Source organism: Methylotuvimicrobium buryatense (assembly GCF_005931095.1).
GTDB classification, from domain to species: Bacteria; Pseudomonadota; Gammaproteobacteria; order Methylococcales; family Methylomonadaceae; genus Methylotuvimicrobium; species Methylotuvimicrobium buryatense.
The window spans coordinates 244,529-259,498 of the sequence record NZ_CP035467.1 but is presented as its reverse complement, the minus strand read 5'-3'; the positions used below and the strand labels follow the sequence as shown (position 1 = coordinate 259,498).

15 protein-coding genes are annotated in these 14,970 nt (G+C 45.2%); 9 read left to right on the top strand and 6 right to left on the bottom strand.

The window, feature by feature from the left end:
* Positions 1-6: 6 nt before the first annotated feature.
* From EQU24_RS01285 to EQU24_RS01260, 6 genes are all read right to left on the bottom strand, one after another.
* Complete coding sequence (locus tag EQU24_RS01285; protein ID WP_017841240.1) at positions 7-1,065, bottom strand: DNA cytosine methyltransferase; 1,059 nt, start codon at positions 1,063-1,065, stop codon at positions 7-9.
* A gap of 321 nt (positions 1,066-1,386) precedes the next feature.
* Entirely contained in the window at positions 1,387-1,647 is a 261-nt protein-coding gene (locus EQU24_RS01280) for a CopG family ribbon-helix-helix protein (protein WP_017841241.1), read from the bottom strand.
* A 75-nt stretch (positions 1,648-1,722) separates the two neighbouring features.
* Positions 1,723-1,932, bottom strand: a complete 210-nt coding sequence (locus EQU24_RS01275; protein ID WP_017841242.1) for a WGR domain-containing protein — start codon at positions 1,930-1,932, stop codon at positions 1,723-1,725.
* Positions 1,933-2,787: 855 nt separating this feature from the next.
* A complete protein-coding gene (locus EQU24_RS01270) occupies positions 2,788-3,390 on the bottom strand; it encodes a hypothetical protein (protein ID WP_017841244.1) in 603 nt (200 codons plus the stop codon).
* A gap of 43 nt (positions 3,391-3,433) precedes the next feature.
* Positions 3,434-4,183, bottom strand: coding sequence for a P-loop NTPase family protein (locus tag EQU24_RS01265; RefSeq protein WP_017841245.1), 750 nt, complete (start codon positions 4,181-4,183; stop codon positions 3,434-3,436).
* Positions 4,183-4,674, bottom strand: a complete 492-nt coding sequence (locus EQU24_RS01260) for a hypothetical protein (protein WP_017841246.1) — start codon at positions 4,672-4,674, stop codon at positions 4,183-4,185. Before EQU24_RS01260 ends, EQU24_RS01265 begins: the two co-directional genes overlap by 1 nt.
* 383 nt (positions 4,675-5,057) lie before the next feature.
* Here EQU24_RS01260 and EQU24_RS01255 point away from each other — a divergent pair, with 383 nt between their 5' ends.
* The 9 genes from EQU24_RS01255 to tnpC all read left to right on the top strand — a co-directional run bounded on the left by EQU24_RS01255 (position 5,058) and on the right by tnpC (position 14,588).
* Positions 5,058-5,474 carry a hypothetical protein gene (locus EQU24_RS01255; RefSeq protein WP_017841247.1) on the top strand — a complete coding sequence of 139 codons (417 nt, stop codon included), beginning with the start codon at positions 5,058-5,060 and terminating at the stop codon, positions 5,472-5,474.
* Positions 5,471-6,517 carry a hypothetical protein gene (locus EQU24_RS01250; protein ID WP_017841248.1) on the top strand — a complete coding sequence of 349 codons (1,047 nt, stop codon included), beginning with the start codon at positions 5,471-5,473 and terminating at the stop codon, positions 6,515-6,517. The genes EQU24_RS01255 and EQU24_RS01250 overlap by 4 nt, the downstream gene beginning before the upstream one ends.
* 319 nt (positions 6,518-6,836) lie before the next feature.
* Positions 6,837-7,037, top strand: a complete 201-nt coding sequence (locus tag EQU24_RS01245; protein ID WP_040575718.1) for a helix-turn-helix domain-containing protein — start codon at positions 6,837-6,839, stop codon at positions 7,035-7,037.
* The gene (locus EQU24_RS01240) at positions 7,034-9,709 is read left to right on the top strand and encodes a hypothetical protein (protein WP_017841250.1); all 2,676 of its coding nucleotides are present in this window, start codon (positions 7,034-7,036) and stop codon (positions 9,707-9,709) included. Before EQU24_RS01245 ends, EQU24_RS01240 begins: the two co-directional genes overlap by 4 nt.
* A 483-nt stretch (positions 9,710-10,192) precedes the next feature.
* Positions 10,193-10,942 (top strand): hypothetical protein, encoded by a 750-nt coding sequence (locus EQU24_RS01235; protein WP_017841251.1) that lies wholly within the window; start codon positions 10,193-10,195, stop codon positions 10,940-10,942.
* Positions 10,932-11,414 carry a hypothetical protein gene (locus tag EQU24_RS01230; protein ID WP_017841252.1) on the top strand — a complete coding sequence of 161 codons (483 nt, stop codon included), beginning with the start codon at positions 10,932-10,934 and terminating at the stop codon, positions 11,412-11,414. The genes EQU24_RS01235 and EQU24_RS01230 overlap by 11 nt, the downstream gene beginning before the upstream one ends.
* Positions 11,411-12,238 carry a hypothetical protein gene (locus EQU24_RS01225; protein ID WP_017841253.1) on the top strand — a complete coding sequence of 276 codons (828 nt, stop codon included), beginning with the start codon at positions 11,411-11,413 and terminating at the stop codon, positions 12,236-12,238. The genes EQU24_RS01230 and EQU24_RS01225 overlap by 4 nt, the downstream gene beginning before the upstream one ends.
* Positions 12,239-12,380: 142 nt before the next feature.
* Positions 12,381-12,653, top strand: a complete 273-nt coding sequence (locus tag EQU24_RS01220; RefSeq protein WP_017841254.1) for a hypothetical protein — start codon at positions 12,381-12,383, stop codon at positions 12,651-12,653.
* Between the two features lie 354 nt (positions 12,654-13,007).
* Positions 13,008-14,588 (top strand): IS66 family transposase, encoded by a 1,581-nt coding sequence (tnpC, locus tag EQU24_RS01215; protein WP_040575330.1) that lies wholly within the window; start codon positions 13,008-13,010, stop codon positions 14,586-14,588.
* Positions 14,589-14,970: the final 382 nt, after the last annotated feature.

Sequence of the window (14,970 nt, the reverse complement as noted above, 5' to 3'; positions counted from 1 at the left end):
AATTTATTAGCTGGAAACGGCTATCGACAAATGGTTGGTGATGCTCCTCGCAATGGCTCTACCTAATTCAACGGGCACTGCATTACCTATCATCCGACCCAAAGCCTTGAAGCTTACTTCGGCCTCTTCTGGTAAAAATACGTAGTCTTTTGGGAAACTTTGAAGGATGGCGGCTTCTCTCAAGGAAATGGCACGATCTTGTTCAGGGTGACCAAAGCGTCCGTTTCCGAAACCATAGCATTGTGTGGTCATCGTCGGAGCGGGCTTGTCCCATTCCATTCGACCATAGACACTTGGATAGGTTTTACCTGTCTTGGATTTATGGCAATCGGCTATCAGATGCTCCGGCCAATCTCGCCAAGTGCCACCAGGTTTGGAAATCCGAATCCGTTGAAGATTTTTATCTGAAAGTGTCGATGCAATGTGTAATTTGTCATCAGGATTAGACTCTCCAGCCTCGATGATAGGCATATTCCCGATGGCCTCTTCGACGGTCATTGGTTTTGAATGAGTAGGTTCGATCATTCGAATCTCGCCGAATCTGGAAGCCAAAAGAACCATACGGCGCCGAGATTGCGGAACACCGTATAGTGAACTATCCACGACGCCATACCAGACGTGGTATTCTAAATTCTTCAATTCCGTCACGAAATCATGGAAGACCTGATGTCTGACGACTGTCGGTACGTTTTCCATCGTGATTACATCCGGGTTGGTTTCCCTTACCAATCGAACAAATTGATAGAGCAACCCCCATTTACCATCTATTCCGTCGGTTTCGTACCGTTGCGCGTAAGTAGAAAATGGTTGACAAGGTGCACAGCCGGCCAATATTTTCAGCTCAGAATCGCCAAACAATTCATTGATTTCATCGCCAGTGACTTGGCTTATGTCACGCTCCAAAAACCTGACAGTGTTGTTAGTCTCGTAAGGAAAACGGCAAGCGGGGTCTAAGTCGATACCTGCTACAACGGGTATGCCCTCTTGCGTGAATCCGTGTGTTAGGCCACCAGCGCCACAAAAGAGATCCACGCAAGAAAAACTCACATCAAATCCAAAGTTCATTATGCAACCAAAGTCATTTAAGTCTATTAAATTAAGTTAAATATTTTTCAAATATACAGTAAAGCCAAGCGGTTATACAAAATTAACCTGGTATTTTGAGCAAGATTCATAATTGTCAAAAATATCTTAATGAGTATTCCAGATAGTTTGAAAATTAGCATAAACCACCCACGGTAACCGTACGCATTTGATTTTCTATCATATACCAACGCAATCTTTGATCTCGGCCAATAAAGCACAGGCAACTCTGGGGTATTCTTCGGCAATGTAGCTTAAAATTGACCCTTAAACCCTGTCGGGCGGGTTCAGTCCAAACGATTTTCACGCGCGGTCTTTCGCTTTTTCTTCGATCAGGTCTTCCAGCTCCCGCATCATGTCATCGTGATCGGCAATTTCGCCACGATCGGCGACGGCAATCTCTTGATTGATTTTCTCGCTCTGCCAGGCCTGATGTTGCAGATATTCTTTCAGGGCTTGATTTACAATGTAATTTCGCGATCGATCCAGCGATTCGGCAATGTTGTCGAGTTGACACATGATATCTTGTTCGGTTCTGACGGTGAATGCTTCTGTAGTGGCCATGATCGTGATTCGATTCGGTGTGGTGTGGTTCGATTGTAATCTTAGACCATGCTTTGTATAGGTGCTATCAGATTTTCAATGAGGACCCGGTAGCCCTTTTTTCTTCTTGGCATCAAAAACTTTTTCAGCGGCTTCCAATACTTCCGGCTCGGTATCGAACCAATCTTTCCGCATGGCTCCCGGTGATGCTGCTCGGCCCCATTCCCGGACCACCGACCAATCACCCAATATGCCCCGCGTAACGAACAGCTGATAAAACCGGTTGTAGGTTTTTCTCGGTATCATGGCGTTCGAGGTAGATGCGATTCATGACTCGCATTGAATTAGATCGGCTATCCATTTCCGGTAGCGTTGATGTCACCGTTATATTGTACTTTGTGCCTGTCTGAGTTATCGCATAATCGACGACCACCCGATTATCGTTCGGGTATAACTCGTCTTTGCGTTGAATCAACCGCTCAACACTTGGAAAAAAACAACAGAATCCGGAGGATTCTTGGAGTTTGGATTGCTCATATACTCATTAATTCTGATTCTTTGAAATCGGAAAGTTGATAGAGGCATAAGCGCGCGGATAGCCCGAAGGTTCAACAAACTCCTTTAATAAGCCGAATATTTGGCGGCAATCTCGATTTCTGTTGGAACATTATTTTGAGAGCTCTTGGCTTGCAATGGAGGAGTCCATATAAGAATAAAGTTACTCACAAACCCCGCCCCAAAGCTGCACTCATATCCCCCTAAAAAAGAGATTCCTTTTTTTCAGTCATCACGACACTCCATGTGTATGTTACTGCCATCTCAAAAACGGCATGTCAGTAACACGACCTGTCGACCGGAATTTCCGAAAAAAAATTTCACCTGCTTGTTCCATTAGCCACAAGCGCAGTTTCGGTTCCCGGTCAAAAATATAGAGATTCTTGATTACGTAAACGCATCAGCCAAATTAGGAGTCGAATGGATTAGCTGAGACTATGAAATAGAAGGAGACTGAGATGAGCAAAAACAAAGTCCAATTCCAAAAAGGCATGAGCTTGACAGAATTCCAAGCCTTGTACGGGAGCGAGGAGCGCTGCCGAGCGATCGTTCGGGCAATGCTTTAATTTTCAGACAAACTCTACTTTACCAGGCATCCCCCTTCGACTACCTTGTTTTAGGAACTGCCCAACCGTGAATGAATCCATCCGAATCCTGCTGCGGAAAACAGATTGTTCGGTCCTTATTTAGCACCCATCCTGCCCCAGGTTTATTGCAGGCGGCTAATTGCGCTATATCTGTTACCTGGCTGAGCGCAAAAGCTGTTTTTCCGGTTTGGGTATTGGCCCAATTGGCCCGCGCCGTTTCATCGTGGGCGATTTGGTAGGCGTCGTTTAACGCTTTTTTGTAAATCGTGGATTCTAGGTATTGGTAGGTGAGGAGCGAGATTCCTATATAAAAAGAAGCACCAATAACGGCGGCGCCGACTAGCCAACTGGTTGTTATCCGTAATTCACGTTTTCGAAATAAATTTTGCGCGTTCACCGCCAATGTCTCACTGATTTTTTGCAGCGCTTCGTGAGCGGCCTTATCCATACTTTTTTCGGCCAACAACCGGGCCTTATCCTCGAATGCCTTGATTTCACGGCTATGAACGCCATTCAATTCGTTAATTGCCTTTTCCATGGCCATCAATCCGGATTGGTTGACAGCCAATATCACCCAGGCCGGATCGTCAGGACTCAAACCATAGGCCATCGCGGTTTTCATGACTCGCTCTCGCTCAGCTGCTGAAAAAGATCTCAGGAGAAGGTCAAACGCTTGCTGGCTCATGCTGATGCTCCGGCAAATTTTCGGTCAATTGCAATCGGTCCAGTTGGACATCAAGGTCTTTGAGCCATTGATTGACGCGGCAGCGGTAGGCTAGTTTTAGCTGGACATCATCGATGGCCCGCCAAAACGGAATATTTTTGGCGTCCAATTCGGCCAATACACCGGTGCTGATTTTCGGCATATTGATTTCCAGTCCGCCATGTTGAGCCAGAGCCTTTTTCCCCTGCCCAGACTCGTACAGATGGAATTCGCCATCATCCCCGAAAAATCGATTTTTCACGACGACATAGTCTGCGTGACCTCCGGCCAATTCGATCATCGCTTTGACGGACCGCACCGAGGCTTTAAAGGGACTAATGACATTGCAAAAAATGAGTTGATAACCGTAATCGCCTACCACGCGAAAAAAATCGATTTCGTCGTTTAGCCGTCGTAGATGCGTAATCGATGCAGCCGGAAGATCGGCGACGATAAGAGCTTTTTGCGACTCTAAAATCTCAACGAATTGGTCACGTTTTTCCTCATCGGTGATCTGTGCGCTGATCGCGCCGTCAGATTTGTAAAATTGCAGCAGCTGGCCAACTTCGCCATCGCCGTCTACGAGCAATGTTTGTGATTGTAGTTGCCTTCGTATCAGATAATCTGCAACCCCTCGCGTGAAAAGACTTTTCCCCGTACCCCCTTTATCCGACAGATTCAAAATCAGTTTTTTGGTCGGTTGATTGTTCATTAATAATCCTCCAATGCGTTGAATATCTTGTTTGTTTGTTCGGTAATTTGGTTTTTTACATCGGTAGCGGTTGAATGGGATCGAATCGCATCACTTAATTGACCAGTTCCTCGTTCATCAGTTATCGATTGGGTTTTTCCAGATCCCGACTGAGTTCCTTGCCCAGTTGCTTGTGAAGTTCGTTTTAGAGTTTTTTTAGCGATTGATTTCCCAGTTTCCCTTTTGCCAAATCCCAATTCCTGTTGGCAATGGTCTCGCAGCGTTTGTTGGCTGACATACAGCCCAATTTTGTCTGCCAGAAGCGCGCAAATGATTCGGTATGAGATCCCAGTATCTTTGAATTTGATCAACTCATCATTCACCAGCCTCAATTTGTCCCGAACCGTGATTTTGGCGGTTTTCCGGTGGCTGTTGAGCGCCAGGTCAACCGATTCGGCAAACGCCGACTTGTTTTGTGAAATTTCGTGATCAGGGGGAAGTTTTGTCTTCATGCTGAGGTCATCTCTATTGCATTTTTCTCAAAATATAGCACAATAGAAATTAGTTATAAACTATTGTTTTTGTTAAAAGTTTTAGAGATTACAACAGGGAACGATAGAGCACACCAGGGAATAAAAACCAAAAGTTCACCCAGCAATCCAATTTGTTGAATTGATGCGCCGGCTATCCCAAAGGAGATTTTTTGCCGTTGTAGAGAAAAAGGAGGCGTGACAGAAATCACATATTAAATAATTTTTTCCGAAGGCTGATTTGAACCTTTTTGTCTAGAAAAGCGCATTTCATACCTATGAGGGACGTTAGCAAATGTTTACATACCTACATTGTTTGAATATTTAGCGTCCAACTTAATTCGAAACTTATTGAGATAAAACTTATGACACAGAACACGCAATCAACTAAACAATCAAAAAAACAGGTAAAAGCACCAACACGCACACGCACAATCAGTTTTCGCGTCACTGAGGAAGAGTATAAAAACCTCGTTAACCGGTGCACTAATAAACACGGTGAGCGCCTAATGACACCAAGCGATTTTGCACGATACTCGACGCTTAATTACACTACCTCGACAGTAAAGCACGAGGATCCGCTTGAGCGTTATCGGATCGCCATTGCCGCGCAGCTCACAACGAAATTAAGTGAGTTGATTATATCTGTTGATTCCCGCAACTATCTCGGCTCTGAGGGACACTTTAAGATTCTTGCTGAATTGAGTCAGAACGTTGTCGACCTGCGGGAACAGATTTATCAATTACTCAATACAAACAATATAGTCGGGGGAGCATCATGATTATTCGGATTTCAGAACACGAGAGCGGCATCGAAAAATATCTAAACGAGGGCAACAAATCAGGTCGGTCGTTACACCGTGACGAGCTTGATCGACGTATGCCGATTTATGGAGACCTCGGGGTTTTCAGTGCGGCTCACCGGTATGTAAAAAAACATAAAAAATGGAAAAAATCGTATTGGCACATTACCGTTTCACCGGCTTTTGCTCAGCACGATTTAACGCGCGCACGCTGGCAGGAAATAACACTCCAACTGCTCGAGCATTTTTTTCATCTTTATGACCGCAATCGATTGGCGGCTTATGCTGAAATACATTACCCCATCATGCAATCAGTCACCGATCCAGTAACCCAGACCCCCAAACAACGCATCCCGCACATTCACCTGATCATCAGCAAATTGGATCTTTTGAGCGACAATCAGCTGCGGATTTTACCGTATAAAAAATCCGTGGCCGCCGCATTCCAAAAATGGCTGGGATCACAATATTCAACAAATTATAACCTGCAAAAAGAGGCGGATTCGGCGCTGAAATCAGTTCAACAATATCGGGAATGGCATCGGGAAAACAATCGGGTCGACTTGAATAGAACGCCCTATTCCCCTCAAAAAATAACCCCGGTTCTCGCTGATCAGCATGGGTGGATATCCAATACAAACCTTTCCGAAAACTCTCGAAAACACCCTCATTATCCCGGCTTTAGTGCTGAGCAGCAGCGGCTCGATGCGCTCGATGGCTTCAGTTGGTGGGTGTCCGATGCACAGTGCTGGTTCGCTGAAAAACCAGAAATTAACCGACTGAATGCCGATATTTCGATGGCAGCACTTTTAGAGAAGGCCGAACGCGATTACGGTCTATTGACCGAACATTATCGCATTGATGACAGGAAACTGGTGGACAACCGTACCGGTGACAGGGTCAATGCCATTGATTTTGCCTACCTATGGCTAAATTTACCAATGGATCAGGCTATTTCATGGGTGCGGAGTGCCGAGGCACCAATTGAGGAGGAGAGCAACGATCCGGCGGCTCGTTTTTGAGGAATTTCCCACCTAAAGGGGTCGAAATTGGATAATTAAAAAATCTGTTAAAATGTTTTTATGACGTTTTTTACAGACCTAACGGAGGGGGGGGGTAACCAGGGATAAATTTGAAACATGATAAAATAAATTTGGAGTTGACAAACCGCGAATTTGCCAACTCCTTAACTAATATTTTTTCTATGCACATTAAAAAATGCTCTTCCATTGTATTTAAATTTAAATAAAAATTCATTATTTTTTATTTAAAATTTGTATTACGCCTGAATTACATTCGGGTGGAATGAGCATTTTTGTGCCCAAAATTTGGGAACAATCAATGAACAATTTAAATCACGAACGCCTTTTTTCACGCTCCGAGGCCGCGATATATTTGGGCGTATCAACGAAAACACTCGCCATTTGGGCATCGACACGTCGATATGATTTGCCGATGGTTAAAATTGGACGACTGGCCAAATACAAAAAAGCGGATCTCGACGCGTTCATCACCCGCCGCACCCAGGGAGGCGCGGTATGAAAACTTTATCCCCTGATTCAAAAATTTCATTCACCGTTTTTCACAGCGAAAACTCTCCATTATCAAAAACCTATTCACTCGACGAAAACGATCAAATCATCAAACGCCCCGCAGCTCAGATGAGCCGGGGCATTGCCGAACGAAAAACCATTTCTTTTGCCGATTTTTGTGCGTCATTTGATGAGACCGACGAAAAAACGGCGTATGGTTATGGCGTTTTTGGTCGAAATTTGGGCGATTCCGTGAAAATCGTGACTGCAAAACGTGTTCAATCGACACCCAACGCGATCGCGCGAACGCGCGAGTTTTTTGCGTTTGAAAAAGGCCCCGGTATTTTGATGCTTGACCATGATCCGGGCAAAAATGGCCGCAATTTAGAATCCCCGGCTGAGCTAGTGGACATTTTAGCCGGCATAGATCCGGTATTCAGCCGATCCGCGTATTTTGCGCGGGGATCGGTTTCCAGCGCTGTTGAACGTACCGGTGAACACAACGGCGCCAAATCAGCGCCCCGGGGATTCCATCTTTATATCCCCGTGCAGGAGGCATCTCAAATCCCGCGAATTGGTGAATTTCTGTATAAAAAATTATGGCTCGCCGGTTTTGGACACATTGAAATTGCAACATCTGGAGCAATTCTGCTACGCACCCTGATCGATGCACTTGTTTTTACGCCGGAGCGTTTGGATTTCGTGGGAAAACCGATAATCGATGGTGCCGGCCTAACATGGCGACCACCCGAGGCGGTGTTTCGAGATGGCGAATTTTTAACGCCACACCTGCTAACCGATCTGAGTGCCAATGACGAAAAAATATTTCAGAATCTCATTGATGCAGCGAAATCTGAGGCTCGATCAGAATCGAACCGGGTTTCCGAAAAATGGCAACGCATTCACATAGAACGCCTAATCGATAATGGCGTTTCAGCCGTACAGGCCGAAAAGCAAATTCGTGAGCTCGCGGCGGGCGCTCACGAACTCCCCGACAATTTTGAGCTGCATTTTGCCAATTTAGGGGTGGCCACGGTTCGAGATGTACGAGCGGATCCTGAGCATTACAATGATCAGGCGCTGGCGGATCCGATCGAGGGCCCAGATTATGGCCGGACCACCGCGAAATTTTGGCACAATGCACCGCATGGACGACCGCTCATCCATTCAATGGCCCATGGTGGATGCCGATATTTTTTTGCCTCGGATGCGAATTCAAAACCCGAAATCAAAATTAGATCCGGTAACAAACCTGAGGTTGTCGACGCCTGCGAGCGGATTTTAAAAAACGCCGGCGGTATTTATCAATCCAGTGACGTTTTGGTCGCGGTTTTGCCAACGCAAAAAAATGCGATTTCGAAAATCATTCCGGTGGATGCGTCGTTTTTGGCCGATTTTTTAATGAAAAATGCGCGGTTTACAAAATATAGTTCGACCAAGCAAGACTGGGTCGAAACCAATTTACCAATTGATTTCGCTGCGACGCTCCTGGCACGCCGGCACTGGCCAATCCCACATTTGACCGGCATCGTCTATGCGCCTACGCTGCGTCCGGATGGATCGGTTATCAATCATCCGGGTTACGATATTGAAACCGGCCTGTATTCCGATTTTAATGCCGCAGATTTTGCCCCGATCCCCGATAATCCGACATGGGATGACGCGCTCGAGGCCATCGAGGTCCTGAAAAAGCCTCTATCAGGGTTTCCATTCGTCGAACAATCCGATTTATCGACCGCAATCGCCGCGATTTTAACGGCATTAACACGTCATACCGTCGACAATGCCCCGCTTTTTCTATGTACATCCCCCAAAATGGGCAGTGGCAAGGGGCTTTTGGTCAATGCGATCGCGCAAATCGCTACGGGGCGTGGAATACGGTCCATGACCCAATCAACGAATGCGGATGAGGACCGAAAGCGCCTGATGGCGTTGTTAATATCAGGTACACCATTGATTTGCATGGATAATATTGAAAATTATTTTCAGAGCGAGACACTGTGCACCGTTTTGACGATGCCGGAACTGACCGATCGGCTCCTCGGAAAAACGCAAATGGTGTCTGCCCCGACCCGGGCGACGTTTTTTGCGACGGGAAACAATGTTACGGTTGTCGGCGATTTAACGCGTCGGGTTTTGCCGATCGTCATCGATGCCGGCATCGAACGACCGCACGAGCGAATTTTTGATGTCCATATTCCATCATATATCGAAAAAAACCGTGCAAATCTGGTTGTTGCGGCGCTAACCGTATTACGCGCATACGATATCGCGGGACGTCCCCGACAAAATTTAATGCCATTTGGATCGTTTGAATCGTGGTCGGATTGGATACGCAACGCAATTGTTTGGGCCGGTCTAGATGATCCATGCGCCGGTCTATGCCGGTGGGATACCATCGATCCCATCCGATCCGAATTGGCGGGGGTTCTGGAATGTTGGCACGCCGCGATTGGCACGGAGTGCGTAACGGTCAACCAACTGGTCAAACATGCAACCACATCATGCGAACCACTTTTTCAAGCGCTATTTGATGTGGCCGATAGCTCTAGCGGCATTAACCGGCCGCGCCTGGGCAAATTTCTAATGAGGCACATTGACAGGATTGAGTCCGGATATCGATTGACAATCGCCGGCTCATCCGGGACGAGAAAAAAATACCGGGTTGAAAAAATAATTTAATCACCGCTTTGCAGGGTGTGCAGGTTGTGCAGTGTTTTTTACCATAATTCATTTTTTATATTTTTTTATGGATGTATAAAAATAAACTGCGAATCCTGCGCAAACTGCGCAGCAGTTTCATCGATAAATCGTTTTCCGTTATCGACCCACAAGAGACATTTGGGTGAGGATTTATGCTTCCCGATACCTGTCATTGGCAAAGTAGTGTTAACACCGATTGAAAACTGACCATCTGGAGTGGTTAGGAATGGTGTTGAATATTCCCTTAGTGTTTTAATATTTCTGCAATAAAAGTTTTATTGTGAAATTAAAAACTAAAGTATAAGCTGTAAGGTTAAATTTGGATGAAAAATGTAAGGGGTTATCGGGTTTTTAACCTTCTAAATCTAGCTGGGCATGTTTGATTACAAGACCGGCTCCCTTAGTTTGTGCCATAAATATTGTTGAAAAAATATTTATTCGAAAATAAGAAGGAAAAATAATATGGCAGAAATTTACCATTGGGATAAATATGCATTTGTAGTGTTGGCGATGTCACAAGAGTACCTGAGTAAAAATGCGGGAGTTTTTGTTTTTGCAGGTGAAAAAACGCAACTATGGTCCCCTCCCTCGTTCATCCCTTATTTTATAGGGGAAACTAATAATTTTCAGGCATTGAAAACTAATCCGTTATGGACTACAGCCACAAAGATGGGAGCAACGCATTTACATACATTAACCGTAGGTGAGCTGGAAAGAAAATCCATAGCAGAAAAACTCCTTAAAATTTATAACCCCCGCCTAAATCAACTTGAACACTTTACGCAACCTACGCCAATGGAGGCAACCATGTCAAACGATGTCCACATTTCTGAACAATTAAGCGAAACAAAATCTAAGCTAGAACTGCTTTATCAATATGAAAAGCATTATCTTGGTCTTATTAAAGAATACAAAGAAGAAATTAAATTCGCTAATACTCTTCAGGAAGATTTGCGAAGAGAACGGACACAATTTTTTACGCAAACTCTTAAGGATGTCATTCAGACTATGAACGTAGCCCAAGTTGATAATGCTGTTTCAGCACAATGGATTCAAGAGTTAGTTGGCAGTTATACCAAAAGCATTGATTTGAGTGGCGATCTCGCAAAAACGCACGTCATAGAAATATTAAGTATTTTGACAGGAGAATCTAAGCGAGAAGCTACAAGCGCCCAACTTGATAACATTAGCAAAAAGGCCGATGTTAAATAAAAAAGCAGCATTTGTCACGCTGCAAACATTGAAGCAATGTAGGGCTGATATGGTGCAAGATTTTTTGAGCCATAATACGGAAATATATAAGCCATCTTATAAGTATGAAAACAGTCCTGTGATGTTGAAATTAGCTAGAGAAAAATACTTTATAACATGGTTAAGTAGTCACTGGCAGGTTTTTAATCATATCGTGGCACATTTACCAGGGGAGGAACGGTCTATTATTGATACGTTTTTTACACCTGTTTTTCTCGAATTACTGAGCAAGTGGGCTATTGTAAAAACAACTGATTCCTCTCAACTAAATTTAGGAGTTGAATTGGTCAAAGATATGCAAACAGCTTTGAGTCAATTTATGAAAGCAGGTGAGAATGCAGATACGATGCGTAATATATTGGAAGTTACCTTAGAAAAAAATCGTGTTGTATTTGACAGGATAATCAAACAATTTAGCGAGGAGAAGTTATGAGTATTGGTATTGGTGGGGCTATAGGTGGAATTGCAATTGGTACGGGTACTGCCTTATCTAAATTAGGAGATATTTTACTATCACCTGTAAATATGATGTGCAACTGGGCAGAAGAACCTTTAAAACGCAATGATTATATCCGACAAGAAGAAGCGAAGGACAACGACGTTAAACGGGAAATAGAACGCCAGATAGGCGTTGAAACAGGGCTATCCGATCAAAAAATGAAGGAACAGGAATTAAATACAAACTTGAAAATTCAGCGGGAAACTGAAATTGTCCGCATTATTACAGAAATAGAACAGCTTAAAAAAGATAAAGAATTTGAGCGTATGAAAATGGTTTCCGATGCAATGATGGAATATCAAAAAGAATTAACTCGCATTAATGTAGAAACTGTTGAAACCATTGGCTCTATGCGTATCGACTTGCAACGCAAAGCCTATGATTTAATTCATGAAAAATCTCAGCAATATGCAGAATTACAAGATAGAGCCCTTCAACAAGCAGAAGATCAACTTGCTCGTATTGATAATAATACCGACATGCGAGAAAGTAGCAAAAATATTTTGAGCAACGCTGTAGAAGCAAAATTAGCAGGTATCATAACCAATGCGACTCGATTTATTGAGCAACTTAATGACGACATGCAACTTATCAGTAAAGATATAAACCTGATTACATCAAGTGGACAGAAATTTATTGAACGTCACCTCGAACAATTTCAACTAATAGGTTTTTCTGAACAAACAACGGCATTGTTAGGTAACGAAGATTTAACTCACAAGAGTGAGTCATTACTCTTCTCAGAGGCTAAATATTGAAGTTGAAGATATTTTTCTGACTGATGCTACGATGATTTTGGTACGAGCAGGTTATAAATATGCACGATACTCATTTATTTATCACGCTTAAAAACCCCTTCATTAGGGTTTTTGTTTGTTTAAATCTGACTAATGAATCATCATGAAACTATCACTTAAAGTAACATTCTTTTGGTTATTCAGTCTTTGTGCCCAAGCCGACGAGGAGCGAATATACCAAACCAATTCAATCGGTAACATTCAATACAACAAATCTTCACACACCATCCAAGAAAATGGTCGGATAATCGTAACTGATCCGATTGGTAATAAACAGTATGATAAGCAACAATATCAAATCAAAGGTGACAAGGTCTACCAAACGGATTCGGTTGGAGATATCCAGTACAATAAGCCTCAACAAAAAATCAAGTAATCAATATCTACAACTCAACCGCCCCTTTGGCCTTCTTGGTCATTAAGTGCAATATTCATCGCCATAAAGCAGCCAGTTGCGACCGGCAGGTTTTGGCCGTTATGCATAGCTATGCATAACGGCCATTATGTGAAGTTTCCTTTTATGGATAGTAATTTGGCTCCGAATGGTTTATAGCTTGTAATCGGCAGGTTTAGCAAGGCACTTCGTCCTAAAGGCTAAACATAAATTCCGCAGTTATCTGGAATGGAAATTCCTTAGGCTTTTTTCTGGAGACTGTTATGAACGTAATCGTTTAGCCCCCCATCACTAAAAAAGTAGCATCTCCCGTTAAAACATGAAAAGCTATAGGACATGACGTTGAGCGACCGAGACCTTAGCCAAATGGACACGGACTATCTGGATGATTTGCCGGAGGGTGAGTTGCGTCCATTGAGTAAGCAACTGTTGGCGGATCTCAAAGAAGCCCGAGAACGACTCAAACAATCCCCGGATACGAGTTCGCGTCCGCCGTCATCCCGGGAGCCTTGGCAATCGAATCAATCCAGCGCCGAACCGTCGGAAGAAGCGCCGGCAACGGACGACTTGTCGGCACTGGATTCGTCTGAGTCTTCGTCAGATGACTTACCTAGCCAGGACTCGGCAACACCTCCGGCGGCGACCGGTGATAGCGGAAAGCCTAAAAAAGCCGGGCGCCAAGTCGGTAGCCCAGGCTATAGCCGCAACCTGACCTTACCGGTGACACGGACAATTGAGCATCGCCCGGATTGCTGCGCCGCGTGTAGGCAATCGTTTGCCGACAACACCGACTACCGACCCTGGAACGCCCGGTTCGAACTGGAGCTTGAAATCGGCAACGCCGAATCGCCGAAATTACAAATCGAACATAGCCGACATGACTACTTCTCGGCGACCTGTCCCTGCGGTCATCAAACCCGCGCCGAGCCCGGGCGAGGCGCCGACGAAGATGGCTGGAGCGTAGCCCTGAGCGAATGGCATCTGTGCGGCCCTCGGTTGGTTAGCTTTTTGGTTTATCTCTCATTGTCCCTACGGGCATCGCGCAGCAGAATCCAAGCCTATTTGCGCGATTGGCTGGGAATCTACCTCAGCACCAGCACCATCAATCAATGCATTCATGAAGCGGGACGTGCCGTTGCGCCGGTCGTCGACGAGCAGTTGATCGCGGAACTCAAGGCCGCCGGCCTCTTACATATCGATGAAACACCCTGGAAAGAAGCCGGGCAGTTATTTTGGCTCTGGGTCTTTGTCAGCGCACAGACGGTGATTTATCAAGTGGGCAAACGCCATCGTCTCGTCGTGAACCAGCTCTTAGGGGAAGCGTTTTGCGGCTTACTGATGACCGACGGCTACAGCGTCTATCGCATCTTTCCTAGGCGCTTGCGCTGTTGGGCGCACTTGGTGCGCAAGGCCCGAGCACTGTATCAGTGCCTGGATAGCGAAGGACAAGCTTTCGGCGAAGCCTTGTTATTGGCCATGATCCTGTTGATGCGCAACATCCACCGACTCCGCGAATCGCCGCCGGATGCCGAATCCTTATGGGCGCAGAATCAACAGTTGCTGACCTTGCTGCGCTCGCTCTGCGAGACGCACCGAGACATCGCGCATGTTGACAGCCGACAATTAGCCGGCGAATTTCTCAACGATTGGGAGGCCATCGTGCGCGTGGTCGAAACGCCGGCGCATCCATTGACCAACAACGTGGCGGAACGCAGTTTGCGGCACTGGGTATTGCTGCGCAAAATCACCTTCGGTTCGCGGACGGCACAAGGCAGTCGCGTGGTTGCCTTGCTGGCGAGCGTGATTGATACCGCGCGTTTGAGAGACCTGAATCCTTGGGAGTTTATTGCTCAAACACTGGCCGAACGCCGTAAAAACCAACCCGTCCCTCGTTTGCCTATGCCGGTTTTGGCGTGATAGGAACAGGGGGGGGCTAAACGATTACGTTATGAACTCATTAAATCATCTCTTCTGCTACCAAGTGCTGGTCGAGCACACACCATTACTCCTTGAAGTAAGCCGAATTGATGCTATAAAAATGGCGATTAGATGATTTTTCGATATGAGTACATGTCAGAAATGGGGTTCGGAGATTTTGCTGCCTATCTTGAAATCGTGGAAATTATGTAAAGTTTGTGGCGTGATAAAGGCTTCCAAGCCAGATCGCACCTCGTTTGCGGCAACACCGCTATACATAAAAGGAAGCTTCACATAATGGCCGATCCAAGGCGTTCAAAATCTAGCTGGTTTCGGATCGAACTTAGTGGACATTTTTCGAATGGAATGCCCGATAGTTTTG

Coding starts and splice junctions, on each gene's coding strand:
- EQU24_RS01285 (WP_017841240.1), bottom strand. CDS start 1,065: ATGAACTTTGGATTTGATGTGAGTTTTTCTTGCGTGGATCTCTTTTGT.
- EQU24_RS01280 (WP_017841241.1), bottom strand. CDS start 1,647: ATGGCCACTACAGAAGCATTCACCGTCAGAACCGAACAAGATATCATG.
- EQU24_RS01275 (WP_017841242.1), bottom strand. CDS start 1,932: ATGATACCGAGAAAAACCTACAACCGGTTTTATCAGCTGTTCGTTACG.
- EQU24_RS01270 (WP_017841244.1), bottom strand. CDS start 3,390: ATGAAAACCGCGATGGCCTATGGTTTGAGTCCTGACGATCCGGCCTGG.
- EQU24_RS01265 (WP_017841245.1), bottom strand. CDS start 4,183: ATGAACAATCAACCGACCAAAAAACTGATTTTGAATCTGTCGGATAAA.
- EQU24_RS01260 (WP_017841246.1), bottom strand. CDS start 4,674: ATGAAGACAAAACTTCCCCCTGATCACGAAATTTCACAAAACAAGTCG.
- EQU24_RS01255 (WP_017841247.1), top strand. CDS start 5,058: ATGACACAGAACACGCAATCAACTAAACAATCAAAAAAACAGGTAAAA.
- EQU24_RS01250 (WP_017841248.1), top strand. CDS start 5,471: ATGATTATTCGGATTTCAGAACACGAGAGCGGCATCGAAAAATATCTA.
- EQU24_RS01245 (WP_040575718.1), top strand. CDS start 6,837: ATGAACAATTTAAATCACGAACGCCTTTTTTCACGCTCCGAGGCCGCG.
- EQU24_RS01240 (WP_017841250.1), top strand. CDS start 7,034: ATGAAAACTTTATCCCCTGATTCAAAAATTTCATTCACCGTTTTTCAC.
- EQU24_RS01235 (WP_017841251.1), top strand. CDS start 10,193: ATGGCAGAAATTTACCATTGGGATAAATATGCATTTGTAGTGTTGGCG.
- EQU24_RS01230 (WP_017841252.1), top strand. CDS start 10,932: ATGTTAAATAAAAAAGCAGCATTTGTCACGCTGCAAACATTGAAGCAA.
- EQU24_RS01225 (WP_017841253.1), top strand. CDS start 11,411: ATGAGTATTGGTATTGGTGGGGCTATAGGTGGAATTGCAATTGGTACG.
- EQU24_RS01220 (WP_017841254.1), top strand. CDS start 12,381: ATGAAACTATCACTTAAAGTAACATTCTTTTGGTTATTCAGTCTTTGT.
- tnpC (WP_040575330.1), top strand. CDS start 13,008: ATGACGTTGAGCGACCGAGACCTTAGCCAAATGGACACGGACTATCTG.